The organism is Streptomyces sp. NPDC058637 (assembly GCF_042717325.1).
Classification (GTDB): Bacteria; Actinomycetota; Actinomycetes; order Streptomycetales; family Streptomycetaceae; genus Streptomyces.
The window spans coordinates 1-16,407 of the sequence record NZ_JBHXRD010000045.1; the positions used below are offsets into that span (position 1 = coordinate 1).

Consider the following 16,407-nt stretch of genomic DNA (forward strand, 5'->3'; position numbering starts at 1 on the left):
CGCCGAGGGGGCCGGGCCATCCGGCTGTGTGCGGTGGTACGTCAGGGAGCCACGGGCACGAAGGTCGCGAGCTCGGCTCCGAGCTCCTCGTGCACCAGCGCCTTGAGCAGGGTGCCCTCCGCAGTGTGCTCCTCGGAGATCACCTCGCCCTCGGCGTGCACCCGGGAGACGAGTCCGCCCTGGATGTAGGGCACGAGGGCCTCGATCTCGACGGACGGCCTCGGCAGCTCGGAGTCGATGAGCGCCAGCAGCTCGTCGATGCCCGCGCCGGTCCGCGCCGACACTACGATCGCGTGCTTCTCGGTCCGCAACAGCCGCTGGAGGACGAGCGGGTCCGCCGCGTCCGCCTTGTTGATCACGACGACCTCGGGGATGTCCACGGCCCCGACCTCCCGGATCACCTCGCGCACGGCGGCGAGCTGCTCCTCGGGCACCGGGTGTGAGCCGTCCACCACGTGCAGGATGAGATCGGACTCGCCGACCTCCTCCATGGTGGAGCGGAACGCCTCGACGAGGTGGTGCGGGAGGTGGCGTACGAACCCGACGGTGTCGGCCAGGGTGTAGATCCGGCCGCTCGGTGTCTCGGCCCGGCGCACGGTAGGGTCCAGGGTGGCGAACAGGGAGTTCTCCACCAGGACGCCCGCACCGGTGAGCCGGTTGAGCAGCGACGACTTGCCCGCGTTGGTGTATCCGGCGATGGCGACCGAAGGCACCTTGTTGCGCCTGCGCTCCTGCCGCTTGATCTCGCGGCCCGTCTTCATCTCCGCGATCTCCCGGCGCATCTTCGCCATCTTCTCGCGGATCCGCCGCCGGTCCGTCTCGATCTTGGTCTCACCGGGACCACGGGTGGCCATCCCGCCGCCGCCGCTGGATCCGCCGCCACCCATCTGCCGGGAGAGCGACTGACCCCAGCCGCGCAGGCGCGGCAGCATGTACTGCATCTGTGCCAGCGAGACCTGTGCCTTGCCCTCACGGGACTTGGCGTGCTGGGCGAAGATGTCGAGGATCAGGGCTGTCCGGTCGACCACCTTGACCTTGACGACGTCTTCAAGGTGGATCAGCTGGCCGGGGCTGAGCTCACCGTCGCAGACGACGGTGTCGGCGCCGGACTCGAGAACGATGTCGCGCAGCTCCAGAGCCTTGCCGGAGCCGATGTACGTGGCCGGGTCGGGCTTGTCGCGCCGCTGGAACACGGCGTCGAGCACCTGGGCGCCCGCCGTCTCGGCCAGCGCCGCCAGCTCGGCGAGCGAGATCTCCGCGTCGTGCACCGTCCCCGACGTCCAGACACCGACCAGCACCACGCGCTCCAGGCGCAGCTGTCGGTACTCGACCTCGGTGACGTCCTCGAGCTCCGTGGAGAGACCGGCCACGCGGCGCAGCGCCGCACGCTCGGAACGGTCGAGCTGTTCGCCGTCCCGCTCCCCGTCGATCTCGTGGCTCCAGGCGACGTCCTCTTCCATCAGGGCGTCGGCCCGAAGGCTCTCGGTGAGGCTCTCGGAGGTGGGTTCCGTGGCACTCTGCGCGTCCTGCGCGTCCTGGGGAAGGGAAGAAGAGGAGGTCATTGGATCCTTACGTCGATAGAAGTCCGATACGTCAGTCACAACGCGTGATCCCGCCGGAAGATTCCCCGGGGTGGGATCCACCGGCCGGCCGCCGTGCCGACGCGTTGATAGTGGCATGTCCTCGCCGGGCTCGTCACGCGGGTTTACCGGCCCGCGGCCCACGTCCTCAGCCGCCCGCCGGGCCCGTCATCCGGGCTTCCGGGCAGTCGTCGAACCCTGCGGACCGGCCGCGCCCCGGGGCTCGGCGCTGCGCCAGTCCGGGTGCCCCGGCATGGGCGGCGTCTTCTCCCCGTACAGCCAGCCGTCGAAGAACGTGGTCAGGTCCCGGCCCGCGATCCTCGACGCCAGCCCCGTGAAGTCCTCGGTGGTCGCCGACTCGTCCCTGTGCCTGCGCACCCAGGTCCGCTCCAGGTGGTCGAAGGCAGCCTCGCCGATCTCCTCGCGCAGCGCGTACAGGACGAGCGCGCTGCCGTCGTACACCACAGGCCGGAACAGGCTGATCTTGTGGCTCGGGGTCGGGACGTCGGGGTGGGCGGGCGGTCCGCCGGCCGCGCGCCAGGCGTCGGACCGGGCGTACGCCTCGCGCATCCGCCGCTCCATGGGCTTCTTCGCCTGCTCCTCGGCGTAGCGGGCCTCGTACCAGGTGGCGTGTCCTTCGCTGAGCCACAGGTCTGACCATGCCGCGGGCGAGACACTGTTGCCGAACCACTGGTGGGCGAGCTCGTGGACCATGATCGAGTCGATGTACCACTCGGGGTATCCGGGCTCGGTGAACAGGGAACGTTCGAAGAGCGAGAGCGTCTGGGTCTCCAGCTCGAAGCCGGTCTCCGTGTCCGCGACCAGCAGTCCGTACGTCTCGAACGGGTAGGGCCCGACCTGTTCCTCCATCCAGGCCAGCTGCCCGGGGGTCCTGCGCAGCCAGGGTTCCAGCTTCTCCCGGTCGGCCGCGGGCACCACGTCGCGCAGCGGCAGCCCGTGCGGCCCGGTCCGGTGCCGGACGGCGGAGCGGCCGATGGAGACCTGGGCCAGCTCGGTGGCCATCGGGTGTCCGGTGCGGTAGGTCCAGGTGGTCGTGGCACCCTGCCGGTGCTTGCCGGCGGGCAGGCCGCCGGCCACGACCGTGAGTTCCCGCGGTGCGGTGACCCGGAAGGTGAAGAGGGCCTTGTCGGCGGGGTGGTCGTTGCCGGGGAAGACCCGGTGCGCGGCGTCCGCCTGGTTGGCCATGGCGAGGCCGTCGGCGGTCCGGACCCATCCGCCGTTGGCCTGGTCGCCGGAGGGGTCGCTGGTGTGCCGGACGGTGATGCGTACGGGCACGCCCGCCGGGAGGCGTGCGGGCGCCCGCACGACGAGGTCTTCCTTCGCGGTGGCGAACTCCGAGCGCAGGCCGTTGACTTCGACGGATCGGACGGTGCCCCGCGCGAAGTCCAGGTTGATCCGTTCCAGGGGGTCGGTGGTGCGCGCGTCGATCCTGGTGACGGCGTCGAGCGGCTCGGTGTTGCTGCCCCCGTAGTCGAGGGAGATGTCGTACGAGAGGACGTCGTACCCGGGGTTGCCGAGCAGCGGGAACAGGCGGTCGCCGATGCCCAGCGGTTCGGGCGCGGGCAGGGTCGCGGCGACGAGGGTGGCCGAGGCGGTGGCCAGCAGGGCGGCGCGCAGTCGACGGAAGGTGAGCGGCATGGACTACGGCTACCAGCGGGAACTCCCCGTACGGGGGTGGCGCGCGCCGCACCACCCGAACGGGTCGCCGGGAACCGGCAGGAGGGGCAGGGCGACGGGTCAGACGGTGGTGGCGGGCTGCTGGGCCCGGCTCACGTCGTACACGCCGGGTACGTCGCGCATCGCCCGCATCAGTCCGGGCAGCCCCGCCGCGTCCGGGAGCTGCAGTGTGTAGGTGTGCCGGACGCGCTGTTCGCTGGGCGGTTCGACGGTCGCGGCGACGATGGCGGCGTCCGCGGTGGCGATGGCCTCGGTCAGGTCGGCGAGCAGCCGGGGACGGCCGAAGGACTCGGCGACGAGGGTGACCCGGTAGTCGGCGGGGTCGCTCCAGTCGCCCGTGTCGTTCCAGCGGGCGCCGACCGCCACGCGGCCGATCGCCTTCATCCGGGCCGCCGCCGGACACTCCGTACGGTGCACGGTGACGGCCCCGCCGCGCACCGTGCACCCGATGATGTCGTCGGGCGGCACGGGTGTGCAGCAGCCGGCGAGACGGACCGGCACGCCAGGTGTGTCCACGACGACGCCCGCGGCCCGGCTGTCCGCCCTGCCTCGGCCGTTCGCCGCGTCGTCCGCGGGCTGGTGCTGCGGCCTCGGCTCCACGGGCCTGCCGTGCGGCTGGGCGCCGTCGGGGTGGGCGTCGAGCCAGCCGGTGATGGCGATCCTCGCGGTGGGCGTACGGACGTGGTCGAGCCACTCCGGTGAGGGCCCGGAGGAGGCGTCCTGGGCGAGCAGCGGCTGCACGGTGTCGCCGTCGTTCAGTACGGTGCTGAGCGTGGCCAGACGGCCGTTGACCCGGGCCCCGATGGAGCCGTGCGCCTCTTCGCCGTACTGCGCGTACGCGGCGTCGACGCAGCTGGCGCCCGCGGGCAGCCCGAGGGTCCCGCCGTCGGTACGGAAGACCGTGATCTCGCGGTCCTGGGCGAGGTCGGCGCGCAGGGTGGTCCAGAACGTGTCGGGGTCGGTGGCGGACTCCTGCCAGTCCAGGAGGCGGGAGAGCCAGCCGGGCCTGGTCGGGTCGGCGCGCTCGCCGTCCGCGGGCTCGGCATGGGGCGGGACGGTGGCGCCGTCGGCGGGCTCGGCCTGATTCGGGGCGGTGGCGCCGTCCGCGGTGTAGGGGTTGCCGAGTGCGACGACGCCGGCCTCGGCGACCTTGTGCATCCGGTGCGTACGGATGAGGACTTCGGCCACCGCGCCCTCCGGGCCGACGACGGCGGTGTGCAGCGACTGGTAGAGGTTGAATTTCGGGGCCGCGACAAAGTCCTTGAACTCGGAGATCACCGGGGTGAAACAGGTGTGCAGTTCGCCCAGGACCGCATAGCAGTCGGCGTCCTCGCCGACCAGCACCAGCAGCCGTCCGAAGTCGGTTCCGCGCAGTTCCCCGCGTTTCATCCTGACCCGGTGCACGGAGACGAAGTGGCGTGGTCTGATGAGCACTTCGGCCGTGACGCCGGCTTCCCGCAGGGTCGATCTGACGCTTTCCGCGATCTCCGCGAGCGGGTCCTGCGCACCCTCCGAGACGGCAATCAGGGACCGGGTGTGCGCGTACTCCTCGGGGTGGAGGATGGCGAAGACGAGGTCCTCCAGCTCGGTCTTGAGCGCCTGGACACCGAGGCGTTCGGCGAGCGGGATGAGCACGTCGCGGGTGACCTTGGCGATCCTGACCTGTTTCTCGGGGCGCATGACACCGAGGGTCCGCATGTTGTGCAGCCGGTCGGCGAGCTTGATCGACATGACCCGCACGTCGTTCCCCGTGGCGACGAGCATCTTGCGGAAGGTCTCGGGTTCGGCGGCGGCACCGTAGTCGACCTTCTCCAGCTTGGTGACCCCGTCGACCAGGTAGCAGACCTCGTCGCCGAATTCCTCGCGCACCTGAGCGAGCGTCACCTCGGTGTCCTCCACGGTGTCGTGGAGGAGCGATGCCGTCAGGGTCGTGGTCTCCGCGCCGAGTTCGGCGAGGATCAGCGTCACCGCCAGCGGGTGCGTGATGTACGGCTCGCCGCTCTTGCGCATCTGGCCGCGGTGGGAGGACTCCGCGAGGAGGTAGGCCCGGCGCAGGATGGTGAGGTCGGCGTTCGGATGGTGCGCGCGGTGGGCCTCCGCGACGTGCCCGATGGCATCGGGCAGCCGGTCACGGGAGACCGACCCGAGCAGGGCCACACGACCGAGCCTGCGCAGATCGATCCTGGGACGACTGCGCTTGCGAAGGGGAACACCTGGATTGGTGGCCTCTGCGCTCATGGGGCACCTCCGGCAACGTCGACCGGCGGTGGGAGACGCGGATGCGTCTCGGGGCCGGTGCTTGATGCTACCGACCCCACCACGTGGCGCAGTCCAGCTCTCGCCCAGCGTGAAACGGATCACCCATTCGAGCGAAACGCTAGCGCGCCGAAGCGGAACCCTGACGCGTCGGTCCGAGCAGTCCGGGATCGATCAGGCCCTCGGCGACGATCACGGCGGGCCCCGTCATGTCGACCCCGCCGTCCGGATACTCGGTGATCACCAGCGTTCCGCCGGGGAGGTCCACCGTGTACGTGGCCGGGGAGCCGGTCTCCGCGGGATCGACGCCGTCCCTGCGGGCGGCGGCGACGGCCACGGCACAGGCGCCCGTTCCGCAGGATCGGGTCTCGCCGGAGCCGCGCTCATGGACACGCATGGCCACATGACGCGGTCCGCGGTCCACGACGAACTCGATGTTGACGCCGTCGGGGTAGACGGACTCCGGGCCGAACGCCGGTGCGGAGCGCAGGTCCCCGGCATGGGCCAGGTCGTCGACGAACGTGACAGCGTGCGGATTGCCCATGTTCACGTTCCGCGCGTCCCAGCTGCGGCCGTCGACCGTGACGGTGACACCGCTCGCGGGGAGCTCGGCGCGCCCCATGGAGACCGTGATGGCGCCGTCCTCGGCGATGTGCACCCGCTTGACCCCGCCCCGGGTGGCGACGGCCAGGTCGCCCTCCTCGACGAGTCCGGCGCGCTGGAGGTGGTGGGCGAAGACGCGCACGCCGTTGCCGCACATCTCGGCGATCGAACCGTCCGCGTTGCGGTAGTCCATGAACCACTCGGCCTGTCCGGCCATGTCCGAAGCCTCGGGGTGCGCGGCGGACCGCACGACGTGCAGCAGACCGTCGCCGCCGATGCCCGCCCGGCGGTCGCACAGTCGCGCGACGACGGAGGCCGGCAGGTCGACGGCGTTCTCCGGGTCGGGAACGATCACGAAGTCGTTCTCGGTGCCGTGGCCCTTGAGGAAGGGGATCTGCGAAGTGCTCACGGTCCAACTGTACGAGGCCGGACCGACAGCCCGCGGAACCGGTCCGCCCACCGGGACCGGCGGGCTCTCCGGCTCAGGAGCGGAGGCGGGCGACGCGCCAGACGGCGAGTGCGACCAGTCCGGCGCACACGGCGACGTACAGCACGATCACGCGCCAGTCCGGCCGTCCGCCCGATTCCTTCGCGGCCGTGCCGGGCCAGGTGTGGCCCACGCGGCGCGCCGCCATCATGCCCCAGCCCGCGGCGCAGCAGCTGATGAGCAGTCCGAGCATCGCCACGACGGCACCGCCGTCACCGAACTCGAAGGCGAGCGGGAAGGCGAACATCAGGGAGCCGAGCGCGGCCAGCATGACGATCGGTGCGAGCTGCCAGATCCGCATGCGGCGGGCGGGGCGCAGCTCGACCTCGACCTCGGTGGTCACATCGAGCTCGTCGGGGCTCAGACGTCCTGCCTCGTGCCGCGCATCCGGTGCGTCCTGGTCTGTGTCGCGAGGGCCGGCCTCCATCGCCACGCGCCCTCCCATACTCGGACTCCACTGGTCGATCGATGCTCGATGATGGCACGCTCCGGGGCACCGAAATGACGGGCGGAGCGTCCCGATGCCATCACGTGATCAGGATGTAACCGCTCGTTCGACCAACGCCAGCGCCCGGTGCGGGAGTTCCCCGCGCTGTTCCGCCGCGCCGCTCAGCCATCGGACGCGCGGGTCGCGGCGGAACCACGAGTCCTGACGGCGCGCGAAGCGTTTGGTGGCGCGTACGGTCTCGGCGCGCGCCTCGTCCTCGGTGCACTCCCCCGCGAGCGCCGCGAGGACCTGCTGGTAGCCGAGCGCCCGGGAGGCCGTGCGGCCGTCGCGCAGGCCCAGGCCCTCCAGGGCGCGCACCTCGTCCACCAGCCCGGCCTCCCACATCCGGTCCACCCGGACGCGGATGCGCTCGTCGAGTTCCGGGCGTTCGACGTCGACACCGATCTGGACGGCGTCGTACACGGATTCGTCGCCCGGGAGGTTGGCGGTGAAGGGCTTGCCCGTGATCTCGATGACCTCCAGGGCCCGGACGATGCGCCGTCCGTTGCTGGCCAGGATGGCGCGGGCGGCATCCGGGTCCGCGGCGGCGAGCCGGAGGTGCAGGGTTCCGGAGCCCTTCTCCGTCAGTTCCTGTTCGAGCCGGGCGCGCACCGCGGGATCCGTGCCGGGGAACTCCAGGGCGTCGATCGCGCCCTTCACGTAGAGACCCGAGCCGCCCACCAGGACGGGAGTGCGCCCCTCGGCCAGCAGCCGGTCGATCTCCGCACGGGCGAGACGCTGGTACTCGGCGACGCTGGCGGCCTCGGTGACGTCCCAGATGTCCAGCAGGTGGTGAGGGATCTCCCCGCGCTCCGGGTACGTGAGCTTCGCCGTGCCGATGTCCATCCCGCGGTAGAGCTGCATGGAATCGGCGTTGACCACCTCACCCCCGAGCTGCTGCGCCAGGTACACGCCCAGATCGGACTTTCCGGCGGCGGTGGGACCGACGACGGTGATGACGCGGGGGGCGGGAGCTGGTCTTCTCACTGAGACAGTGTCTCAAACTTCGGGACGCTTCCCGAACGAGCGAGGTGACGTTCCCGGGGCCACGGTCGTTGCCCCGTCGTGCGGCCGGACACGGCGAGTCACGCGTGTTTGCCCCCGCGCGGGTAAAGTGTGATCACAGTCCCCCAGCACGGAAGGTGACCCATGGGTTTCCTGGACAACCTGAAGGCCAAGCTGGCCCCGGCCAAGGACAAGGTCGGCGACCTCGCGCACCAGCACGGGGGCAAGATCGACCAGGGCCTCGACAGGGCCGCCCGAACGGTCGACCAAAGGACCAAGGGCAAGTACAGCGACAAGATCGCGTCCGGCACACAGAAGGCCAAGGGCGCGGTCGACCGTCTGGGCCACAAGAACGAGGGCGGTACGCCGCCCGCACCACCCGCGCCCTGACCCGGGTACCGTCAGCCACCGACCGGGGCCGCGGAGCGATCAGCTCCGCGGCCCCCAGGTGTGTCCGCGGCGTGTGAGGGCCGTCGTGCGCGCCGGCGGGCGGGTCACGACCAGGCGGCGACGGCGTAGCCCACGCCGTACGGAGCGTCCTCGTACAGCAGCCGGCCGGCGAGCCCGGCCCCTTGGGCGGCGCCCGCGAGCACCTGCCAGGGCGCCCGGCCCGCCGCCTTCAGTTCGTACGCGAGTGACGCGTCCAGTGTGCTCAGCGCGGCGAGGTCGGCGGCGCCCAGGGCGCGCGTCGCCGCCGCGTCGAAGTCTTCCGCCCGCCCGTCGAGATAGCCGGGTGCCTTGACCGTGCGGCAGGCGCTGCCGTCGCCCATCACCAGCAGGGCGACCCTGTCCGCCCGTGCCGCGAGTTCCTGTCCCGCCCGGGCACAGCGGTCGGCGGTCAGCGTCTCCCCCACCCCGAGCCCTTCGACCGGAGCGCCCGTCCATCGGGTGCGGGCCAGCAGCCAGGCTCCGACGGCGAGGGACGCCGGGAGCCGGCCCACCGGTGCCGGAGACGCGGCAGGTGCCTCCCCGAGCCGTACGGTCAGGCCGACGCCGTATCCGGCGAAGGAGCCCTCCGAGCCCGCGGGGAACACGTCGCGGCCGTCCGTGCCGGCGGGCCCTGCCACGATCAGCAGATCGGGCCGGGCGGCGGCGAGCACACCCAGGGCGTCGACGCACGCGCTCCGCGCGGCGTCGAGCTCGGGTGCGGCTCCCGCGGCCACCTCGGGAACCAGCAGCGGTGGACAGGGACAGACGGCGGCGGCGACAAGCATGCCGGTCAGCGTACTGCGACGGGTCCCGGCGACGGTCGCGGACGCCGGAACCGGCCGTCAGCCGGCCACGTGCCCCTGGCGGGTCCCGGCCTTCAGCCGAGGCTGCCGCACCCGGGCGCCGCGGCGGCGGGCAGCGGGGCGGGGGCTCCGACCCCGGGCAGCCCCAGCATGACTCCGGCGGGCTTCGGAGCGGCCACCCGGTTGCGCTTCTCCCAGGCCTCACCCGACCGGGTGAGCCGGACGCCCAGCGGCGCGCCCTCGGCGAGCAGGTGGTGCGGGGCGGCGTAGGTGATCTCCACGGTGACGACATCCCCGGGGCGCACCTCCTGGTCGGGCTTGGTGAAGTGCACCAGGCGGTTGTCCGGGGCACGCCCGGAGAGGCGCTGGGTGGCCCCGTCCTTGCGGCCCTCGCCCTCCGCGACCATGACCTCCAGGACGCGGCCGACCTGCTTCTTGTTCTCCTCCCAGGAAATCTCCTCCTGGAGGGCGGACAGGCGCATGTAGCGCTCCTGGACGACCTCCTTGGGGATCTGCCCGTCCATGTCCGCGGCGGGCGTCCCGGGGCGCTTGGAGTACTGAAAGGTGAACGCGTTGGCGAAACGGGCCTCGCGCACCGCGTGCAGCGTCTGCTCGAAGTCCTCCTCGGTCTCGCCGGGGAAGCCCACGATGATGTCGGTGGAGATCGCGGCGTCCGGCATCGCGGCCCGCACCTTCCCGATGATCCCCAGGAAGCGCTCCTGTCGGTACGAGCGGCGCATGGCCTTCAAGACGGTGTCCGAGCCCGACTGCATCGGCATGTGGAGCTGGGGCATGACGTTCGGGGTCTCGGCCATCGCGGCGATCACGTCGTCGGTGAAGTCACGCGGGTGGGGCGAGGTGAAGCGGACGCGCTCCAGCCCCTCGATGGCGCCGCAGGCGCGCAGCAGCTTGGAGAAGGCCTCACGGTCGCCGATGTCGGAGCCGTAGGCGTTCACGTTCTGGCCGAGCAGGGTGATCTCGCTGACGCCCTCGCCGACGAGCGCCTCGATCTCGGCCAGGATGTCGCCGGTGCGGCGGTCCTTCTCCTTGCCGCGCAGCGCCGGGACGATACAGAACGTGCAGGTGTTGTTGCAGCCGACGGAGATCGACACCCAGGCCGCGTACGCGGACTCGCGCCGGGTTGGCAGAGTGGAGGGGAAGGCCTCCAGGGACTCGGCGATCTCCACCTGCGCCTCCTCCTGGACGCGGGCGCGCTCCAGGAGGACCGGCAGCTTGCCGATGTTGTGCGTGCCGAAGACGACGTCCACCCAGGGGGCCCGCTCGACGATGGTGTCGCGGTCCTTCTGCGCCAGGCAGCCGCCGACGGCGATCTGCATCCCGGGGCGCCTGGTCTTCATCGGGGCGAGGCGGCCGAGGTTGCCGTACAGCTTGTTGTCGGCGTTCTCCCGCACCGCACAGGTGTTGAAGACGACGACGTCGGCGTCCCCGTCGGAGCCCGCCGGGGCCGGTACGTAACCGGCGTCCTCGAGGAGCCCCGACAAGCGCTCGGAGTCATGGACGTTCATCTGGCACCCGTAAGTGCGTACCTCGTAGCTCTTCTGGACGTCCACTGTCTCGCTCCGGTTGCCGCTGGTCATGGGACAAGGGTAGGCGGTGATGGCACTTCTCCCGCCGCCGGAGCCTCCTGGGCCCTTGCCGGGGAAATCGGGCCTGGCCAGGACGGGGCAAGGCCTGGCAGGATCGCGCCATGCCGCACGCACTGTCCCGATTCGGCCGCCGACGCACCCTTCAGGGGGGCGCCGCCGCCGCGGTCGTTCTCGGGCTGCTGCTGTGGTGGGTGTCCCCCCTCGGGGAGCCGGAGCCCAGCGGTTCCCTCACGTTCTCCACCGGCGTACGCAGCGGGGTCTACCAGCGCTACGGGGAGCGGCTGGAGGGTGCGCTGGCCAAGGACATGCCCAAGGTGTCGATACGGCTGAAGAACAGCGTGGGCTCCCAGCAGAACATCGAGCGGGTGGCGACGGGCAAGGCGGACTTCACCGTCGCCACAGCTGACGCGGTGGCCACCTATCTGCAGAGCGGGAAACCCGGCGCGGAGCGGCTGCGCGGCTGCGTCCGGCTCTACGACGACTACGTCCAGCTCATCGTGCCCCGGGACTCCGGGATCCGGACGGTCGCCGGTCTGCGGGGCAAGCGGGTCGGCGTGGGGCAGCAGGGGTCGGGGGTGCTCCTCGTCGCCGACCGGCTGATGAGGGCGGCGGGCATCGATCCGGCCGAGGACATCACCCCGGTAGAGGCGGGCATCGACACGATGCCCGCGAGGCTGGCCGACGGCCGGCTGGACGCCTTCTTCTGGTCCGGCGGGCTGCCTACCGGCGCGGTGGAGGACCTCGCGGAGAGGTTCGCCATCCGCCTGGTCCCGCTGGAGGACGAGCTGATCAGCGAGCTCCAGGCGGTCGGCGGGTCCACCCGCCACTACCGCTCGGCGGCGATGCCGGCCGACGCGTACGACCACGCGCACCAGGGACAGCCCGTGCCGACGGTCGCGGTCGCCAATCTGCTGATCACGACGGACCGTACGGATCCGCTGATGACGGAGGCGTTCACCCGGACCGTCATCGACAGCCGGGACCGGATCGGGCGTGAGGTGCACGCGGCGCAGCTGGTCGACCTGCGGACGGCGATCTACACCGATCCGCTGCCGCTGCACGAGGGCGCCCAGCGCTACTACCGTTCGGCCAAGCCCTGACCGTCCACGCTCACGCGGCGGGGCGGGTTTCGCGGCACCTCGTTCACGGGGGTTCCACGGCACCCCGCTCACGGCTCACGCGTGCGGCGGGTTCCGCGGCACCGTGACCGTCACCCGCAGACCGTGCGGCTCGTTCCTGCCGTAGCCGATCGAGCCGCCACCCGTGGTGAGCAGCGCGCGCGAGATGGAGAGCCCGAGACCGGATCCCTTGATGTTCTGGTGGCGGTTGCTGCGCCAGAAGCGGTCACCGACGCGCTCCAGCTCCTGTTCGGTGAGCCCGGGCCCCTGGTCGGTGACGACGACCGTCGCGCCCGAGCCGTCGGATCCGGCGGTGACCCGGACCTCCTGGCCCTCCGGGGTGAATTTGAGCGCGTTGTCGATGACGGCGTCCAGCGCGCTGGAGAGGGCGATCGGGTCGGCCCAGCCGGTCATCGCGGCGGCGCCGTCCAGGGTCAGCCGTACGCCCTTCTCCTCGGCGAGCGGGCGCCACGAGGCGACCCGCTCGGCCGTGAGCGCTCCGATGTCCGTGAGCCGGAGGTCCGCCTCCGCGTGCTCGGCCAGCGCGAGGTCGAGCAGGTCGTCCAGGACCTGGGCGAGGCGCTTGCCCTCGGTGCGCACCGAGGCGATCTCCTCGTTGCCCTCGGGGAGTTCGAGGGCGAGGAGCTCGATCCGCAGGAGCAGCGCGGCCAGTGGGTTGCGCAGCTGGTGCGAGGCGTCGGCGACGAAGGCGCGCTGCTGCTCCAGCACGTCCTCGACGTTGTCGGCCATCTCGTTGAACGACCGGGCCAGCCGTTGGAGTTCCGGTGGTCCTCCGGAGGCGGCCACCCGGGACCGCATCCGGCCGCTGGCGATGTCGTGGGTGGCCGCGTCCAGGATCCGTACGGGCAGCAGCACCCATCCGGTGAGGCGGAACGCGGCGCCGACCGCCACCAGCATGGCCGCGCCCTCGCCGAGTGCGATGAGCAGCCAGCCGCGCAGCGTCCGGGAGCGCATGCCGTCGGTCGGCGAGTCGGTCACCACGACGGCGACCACGTCTCCGTCCCGCACGACCGGTGAGGCGACGACGAGCCGGCCGTGCTGACCGGGCCAGACCTGGGGCGGGTCGTGGGAACGGCGGCCGAGCAGGGCCTCCTTGAACGCCTCGCGCCCTTCGCCCTCGGACGGCAGGAGCCAGGAGGCGGGAGCCTTGGCGAGGGGTCTGTCGTCGCGGTAGAAGACCCCTGCCTTGATCCCGTACACCGAGTTGTAGGCCTCGAGTTCGGTCTGCAGGATCCGCTGCCGTTCGTCGCTGCCGTCGACGGGTTCGCTGACGAACTGGGCGAGCGCGGCGAAGCGTGCCGTGTCGTCGATCCGGTCGATGACGACGCGCTGCTGTTCGGCGGCGGCCACGCGCACGGCCAGCGGGAATCCGAGGGCGAGCAGGACGGCGGCCATCAGGATGATGAGCAGGGGAAGCAGGCGGGTGCGCACGGGGAACGGACGTCCTAGGCGGACGGTGCGACGAGCCGGTAACCGACGCCTCGCACGGTCTCGATCAGTGCGGGAAGCCGCAGCTTGGAACGCAGCGACGCCACGTGCACCTCAAGGGTGCGGCCGGTTCCCTCCCAGCTGGTCCGCCACACCTCGCTGATGATCTGCTCCCGGCGGAAGACCACACCGGGGCGTTGCGCGAGCAGCGCGAGCAGGTCGAACTCCTTTCGCGTGAGCTGGACCTCCTGGCCGTCGACGCTGACCCGGCGGGTCGGCAGCTCGATGTCGACCGGTCCGAGCCGCAGGGCCGCGAGCGGGGTCGGCCCGGTGTCCTCGCCGGCCGTCCTGCGCCGGGCGACGGCATGGATCCGGGCGAGGAGCTCGCCGGTGTCGTACGGCTTGACGACGTAGTCGTCCGCGCCGAGGTTGAGGCCGTGGATCCGCGAGCGGACGTCCGCGCGCGCCGTCACCATGATCACGGGGATCGCGGAGCGCTTGCGGATCTTCCCGCAGACCTCGTAGCCGTCCTGGTCGGGCAGGCCGAGGTCGAGGAGCACGACCCCGAAGGGTTCCTTCTCCGCGGGCAGCAGCGCCTGCAGGGCCTCCTCGCCGCTGCGGGCGTGCACCACCTGGAACCCGTGGCGCGCGAGCACGGCGGACAGGGCCGCCGCGACATGGTTGTCGTCCTCGACGAGCAGCAGTCTCATGGCCCCCCTCTCCGTCCCGCGATTCCGGGCCCGGTGAAAACTATGCGTGATGGCCGACGGCCGTTCCACCGGGTGGACCCTCGCGTACCTCGGCGATTCACTTCGTCCGTACCAGGGCATCCACTCCGATGACCGGTACGCCAGTCAAGACCCTCCCCGTTACCAGCGGGTTTCCGTTACCCACCCGGTACGCCTCCGTGTGCATCGAGGCGTCCTGTTCACACGGAGTGTCCGGTTGCGGCCGGATCGTTATGCTCAATTTCCGCTCAGATGTAATGACGCTGATCGCACTGCGTCACTAGGGTCTTCCCCTAACCGAGGAGGACGGAGCAAAAAGCCGATGAGCGGAGTTTCAGTGACCAAGGCCGCCGAGGATGCCGCACCTGCGGGAGACGACCTTGTCGTACTGAGCAACGTCAACAAGCACTTCGGCGCGCTGCATGTGCTCCAGGACATCGACCTGACCATCGCCCGTGGCGAGGTAGTCGTCGTCATCGGACCCTCCGGGTCCGGGAAGTCCACGCTGTGCCGCACGATCAACCGCTTGGAGACGATCGACTCGGGCGCGATCACGATCGACGGCAAGCCCCTGCCTCAGGAGGGCAAGGAGCTGGCCAGGCTGCGTGCAGACGTCGGCATGGTCTTCCAGTCGTTCAATCTCTTCGCGCACAAGACGGTGCTCGAGAACGTGATGCTGGGCCAGCTCAAGGTCCGCAAGATGGACAAGGCCGCCGCAGAGGAGAAGGCGCGTTCGCTGCTCGACCGGGTGGGCGTGGCCACGCAGGCCGACAAGTACCCTTCGCAGCTCTCCGGCGGTCAGCAGCAACGTGTCGCCATCGCACGCGCGTTGGCGATGGACCCCAAGGTCATGCTGTTCGACGAGCCGACGTCGGCGCTCGACCCGGAAATGATCAACGAGGTGCTGGAGGTCATGCAGCAGCTCGCCCGGGACGGGATGACCATGGTCGTCGTCACCCACGAGATGGGCTTCGCCAGGTCGGCGGCCAACCGGGTCGTCTTCATGGCCGACGGGAAGATCGTCGAAGAGGCGGCGCCCGACCAGTTCTTCAGCAACCCGCGCAGTGACCGGGCCAAGGACTTCCTGTCGAAGATCCTTCACCACTGATCCCGCACGGCTGCTCTCCGGAACAGCTGATCACCACCATCACGTCAACCACAGGGAATTCCACCATGCAGCTTCGTAAGGTCACCGCCGCCTCGGCCGCCGTGCTCGCGCTCGCCCTCACCGCCACCGCCTGTGGCTCCGAAGACAAGGACGACGCCGCGGGCTCCGGCGGCGGCGAGAAGATCACCATCGGCATCAAGATCGACCAGCCCGGTCTGGGTCTGAAGACGCCCGACGGCAAGTTCGCCGGCTTCGACGTGGATGTCGCCACGTACGTCGCCAAGGAGCTCGGCTTCGACGCCAAGAACATCAACTTCGTCGAGACGAAGAGCGCCGACCGCGAGACCGCCATCGAGCGTGGCGACGTGAAGTTCATCGCGGCGACGTACTCCATCAACGACGAGCGTCTGCAGAAGGTCGACTTCGCGGGCCCGTACCTCCTCGCGCACCAGGACGTCCTCGTCCGGGCCGACGACGACTCCATCAAGTCGCCCGAGGACCTGAACGACAAGAAGCTCTGTTCCGTCACCGGTTCGACCTCGGCGAAGAACGTCAAGGAGAAGCTGGCGCCCAAGGCCCAGCTGCAGAACTACGGCGGCTACTCCGAGTGCCTCACCGGCCTGGAGAACAAGGCCATCGACGCGCTGACCACGGACGACTCCATCCTCGCCGGATACGCCGCGCAGGACGCCCACAAGGGCAAGTTCAAGCTGGCCGGCTTCAAGATGACCAACGAGAACTACGGCATCGGCCTGAAGAAGGGCGACGCCGACCTCAAGAAGAAGATCGACGCCGCGCTCACCAAGATGGTCTCGGACGGTGCGTGGGACAAGGCGGTCGAGGCCAACTTCGGTCCCGCCGGCTACAAGAACGAGCCCGCGCCGGCCATCGGCGACATCGTCAAGTAGGGCTCCCGTCGCAGGGCGGTCCGCAACCGGGCCGACATGAGGTGCGCCCCGCTCGAGGGGGCGGACCCTAACCAGCCCACAACAGGAATCAAGGGAGAAGGTTTTGGAAGTTTATGAATTTTAAGACCTTCAGGGGGGGTT

Annotated in this window: 14 protein-coding genes; 4 read left to right on the forward strand and 10 right to left on the reverse strand. The window is 70.7% G+C overall.

The features are described from left to right. Nucleotides 1-41 precede the first annotated feature (41 nt). The 6 genes from hflX to miaA form a co-directional block, all read right to left on the reverse strand. A complete protein-coding gene (hflX, locus tag ACFWVP_RS31670) occupies nt 42-1,562 on the reverse strand; it encodes a GTPase HflX (protein ID WP_384501422.1) in 1,521 nt (506 codons plus the stop codon). Nucleotides 1,563-1,748: 186 nt separating this feature from the next. Next, nucleotides 1,749-3,239 carry a M1 family metallopeptidase gene (locus ACFWVP_RS31675; RefSeq protein ID WP_384501423.1) on the reverse strand — a complete coding sequence of 497 codons (1,491 nt, stop codon included), beginning with the start codon at nt 3,237-3,239 and terminating at the stop codon, nt 1,749-1,751. A gap of 99 nt (nt 3,240-3,338) precedes the next feature. After that, complete coding sequence (locus ACFWVP_RS31680; protein ID WP_384501424.1) at nt 3,339-5,516, reverse strand: RelA/SpoT family protein; 2,178 nt, start codon at nt 5,514-5,516, stop codon at nt 3,339-3,341. 139 nt (nt 5,517-5,655) lie between these two features. Beyond that, nucleotides 5,656-6,546, reverse strand: a complete 891-nt coding sequence (gene dapF / locus ACFWVP_RS31685; RefSeq protein ID WP_384501425.1) for a diaminopimelate epimerase — start codon at nt 6,544-6,546, stop codon at nt 5,656-5,658. 73 nt (nt 6,547-6,619) lie between these two features. After that, nucleotides 6,620-7,051: a hypothetical protein gene (locus tag ACFWVP_RS31690; protein ID WP_384501460.1), complete on the reverse strand. Its 432-nt coding sequence runs from the start codon at nt 7,049-7,051 to the stop codon at nt 6,620-6,622. Between the two features lie 108 nt (nt 7,052-7,159). Next, the gene (gene miaA, locus ACFWVP_RS31695; protein ID WP_384501426.1) at nt 7,160-8,098 is read right to left on the reverse strand and encodes a tRNA (adenosine(37)-N6)-dimethylallyltransferase MiaA; all 939 of its coding nucleotides are present in this window, start codon (nt 8,096-8,098) and stop codon (nt 7,160-7,162) included. Between the two features lie 162 nt (nt 8,099-8,260). Here miaA and ACFWVP_RS31700 point away from each other — a divergent pair, with 162 nt between their 5' ends. Next, nucleotides 8,261-8,506: an antitoxin gene (locus ACFWVP_RS31700; protein WP_384501427.1), complete on the forward strand. Its 246-nt coding sequence runs from the start codon at nt 8,261-8,263 to the stop codon at nt 8,504-8,506. A 104-nt stretch (nt 8,507-8,610) separates the two neighbouring features. Here ACFWVP_RS31700 and ACFWVP_RS31705 read toward each other — a convergent pair whose 3' ends face one another. Both ACFWVP_RS31705 and miaB read right to left on the reverse strand, forming a co-directional pair. After that, entirely contained in the window at nt 8,611-9,330 is a 720-nt protein-coding gene (locus ACFWVP_RS31705) for a class III extradiol dioxygenase subunit B-like domain-containing protein (protein WP_384501428.1), read from the reverse strand. 92 nt (nt 9,331-9,422) lie between these two features. Then, nucleotides 9,423-10,946 carry a tRNA (N6-isopentenyl adenosine(37)-C2)-methylthiotransferase MiaB gene (miaB, locus tag ACFWVP_RS31710; protein ID WP_384501429.1) on the reverse strand — a complete coding sequence of 508 codons (1,524 nt, stop codon included), beginning with the start codon at nt 10,944-10,946 and terminating at the stop codon, nt 9,423-9,425. Nucleotides 10,947-11,056: 110 nt separating this feature from the next. Here miaB and ACFWVP_RS31715 point away from each other — a divergent pair, with 110 nt between their 5' ends. Then, nucleotides 11,057-12,055: a TAXI family TRAP transporter solute-binding subunit gene (locus tag ACFWVP_RS31715; protein ID WP_384501430.1), complete on the forward strand. Its 999-nt coding sequence runs from the start codon at nt 11,057-11,059 to the stop codon at nt 12,053-12,055. A gap of 75 nt (nt 12,056-12,130) precedes the next feature. Here ACFWVP_RS31715 and ACFWVP_RS31720 read toward each other — a convergent pair whose 3' ends face one another. Both ACFWVP_RS31720 and ACFWVP_RS31725 read right to left on the reverse strand, forming a co-directional pair. Then, nucleotides 12,131-13,525, reverse strand: coding sequence for a sensor histidine kinase (locus tag ACFWVP_RS31720; RefSeq protein ID WP_384501431.1), 1,395 nt, complete (start codon nt 13,523-13,525; stop codon nt 12,131-12,133). Between the two features lie 14 nt (nt 13,526-13,539). Then, nucleotides 13,540-14,232 carry a response regulator transcription factor gene (locus ACFWVP_RS31725; RefSeq protein WP_384501432.1) on the reverse strand — a complete coding sequence of 231 codons (693 nt, stop codon included), beginning with the start codon at nt 14,230-14,232 and terminating at the stop codon, nt 13,540-13,542. A 340-nt stretch (nt 14,233-14,572) separates the two neighbouring features. Here ACFWVP_RS31725 and ACFWVP_RS31730 point away from each other — a divergent pair, with 340 nt between their 5' ends. Together ACFWVP_RS31730 and ACFWVP_RS31735 are read left to right on the forward strand one after the other, a co-directional pair. Further along, nucleotides 14,573-15,358, forward strand: a complete 786-nt coding sequence (locus ACFWVP_RS31730; protein WP_384501433.1) for an amino acid ABC transporter ATP-binding protein — start codon at nt 14,573-14,575, stop codon at nt 15,356-15,358. Between the two features lie 65 nt (nt 15,359-15,423). Continuing rightward, a complete protein-coding gene (locus ACFWVP_RS31735) occupies nt 15,424-16,266 on the forward strand; it encodes a glutamate ABC transporter substrate-binding protein (protein WP_384501434.1) in 843 nt (280 codons plus the stop codon). The last annotated feature ends 141 nt before the right edge of the window (nt 16,267-16,407 follow it).

What these genes read in the sequence shown, in the direction of transcription:
- miaB (WP_384501429.1), bottom strand. Translation starts at nt 10,946, where the DNA reads ATGACCAGCGGCAACCGGAGCGAGACAGTGGACGTCCAGAAGAGCTAC.
- ACFWVP_RS31675 (WP_384501423.1), bottom strand. Translation starts at nt 3,239, where the DNA reads ATGCCGCTCACCTTCCGTCGACTGCGCGCCGCCCTGCTGGCCACCGCC.
- ACFWVP_RS31730 (WP_384501433.1), top strand. Translation starts at nt 14,573, where the DNA reads ATGAGCGGAGTTTCAGTGACCAAGGCCGCCGAGGATGCCGCACCTGCG.
- hflX (WP_384501422.1), bottom strand. Translation starts at nt 1,562, where the DNA reads ATGACCTCCTCTTCTTCCCTTCCCCAGGACGCGCAGGACGCGCAGAGT.
- ACFWVP_RS31735 (WP_384501434.1), top strand. Translation starts at nt 15,424, where the DNA reads ATGCAGCTTCGTAAGGTCACCGCCGCCTCGGCCGCCGTGCTCGCGCTC.
- ACFWVP_RS31705 (WP_384501428.1), bottom strand. Translation starts at nt 9,330, where the DNA reads ATGCTTGTCGCCGCCGCCGTCTGTCCCTGTCCACCGCTGCTGGTTCCC.
- ACFWVP_RS31715 (WP_384501430.1), top strand. Translation starts at nt 11,057, where the DNA reads ATGCCGCACGCACTGTCCCGATTCGGCCGCCGACGCACCCTTCAGGGG.
- ACFWVP_RS31700 (WP_384501427.1), top strand. Translation starts at nt 8,261, where the DNA reads ATGGGTTTCCTGGACAACCTGAAGGCCAAGCTGGCCCCGGCCAAGGAC.
- ACFWVP_RS31690 (WP_384501460.1), bottom strand. Translation starts at nt 7,051, where the DNA reads ATGGAGGCCGGCCCTCGCGACACAGACCAGGACGCACCGGATGCGCGG.
- ACFWVP_RS31725 (WP_384501432.1), bottom strand. Translation starts at nt 14,232, where the DNA reads ATGAGACTGCTGCTCGTCGAGGACGACAACCATGTCGCGGCGGCCCTG.
- ACFWVP_RS31680 (WP_384501424.1), bottom strand. Translation starts at nt 5,516, where the DNA reads ATGAGCGCAGAGGCCACCAATCCAGGTGTTCCCCTTCGCAAGCGCAGT.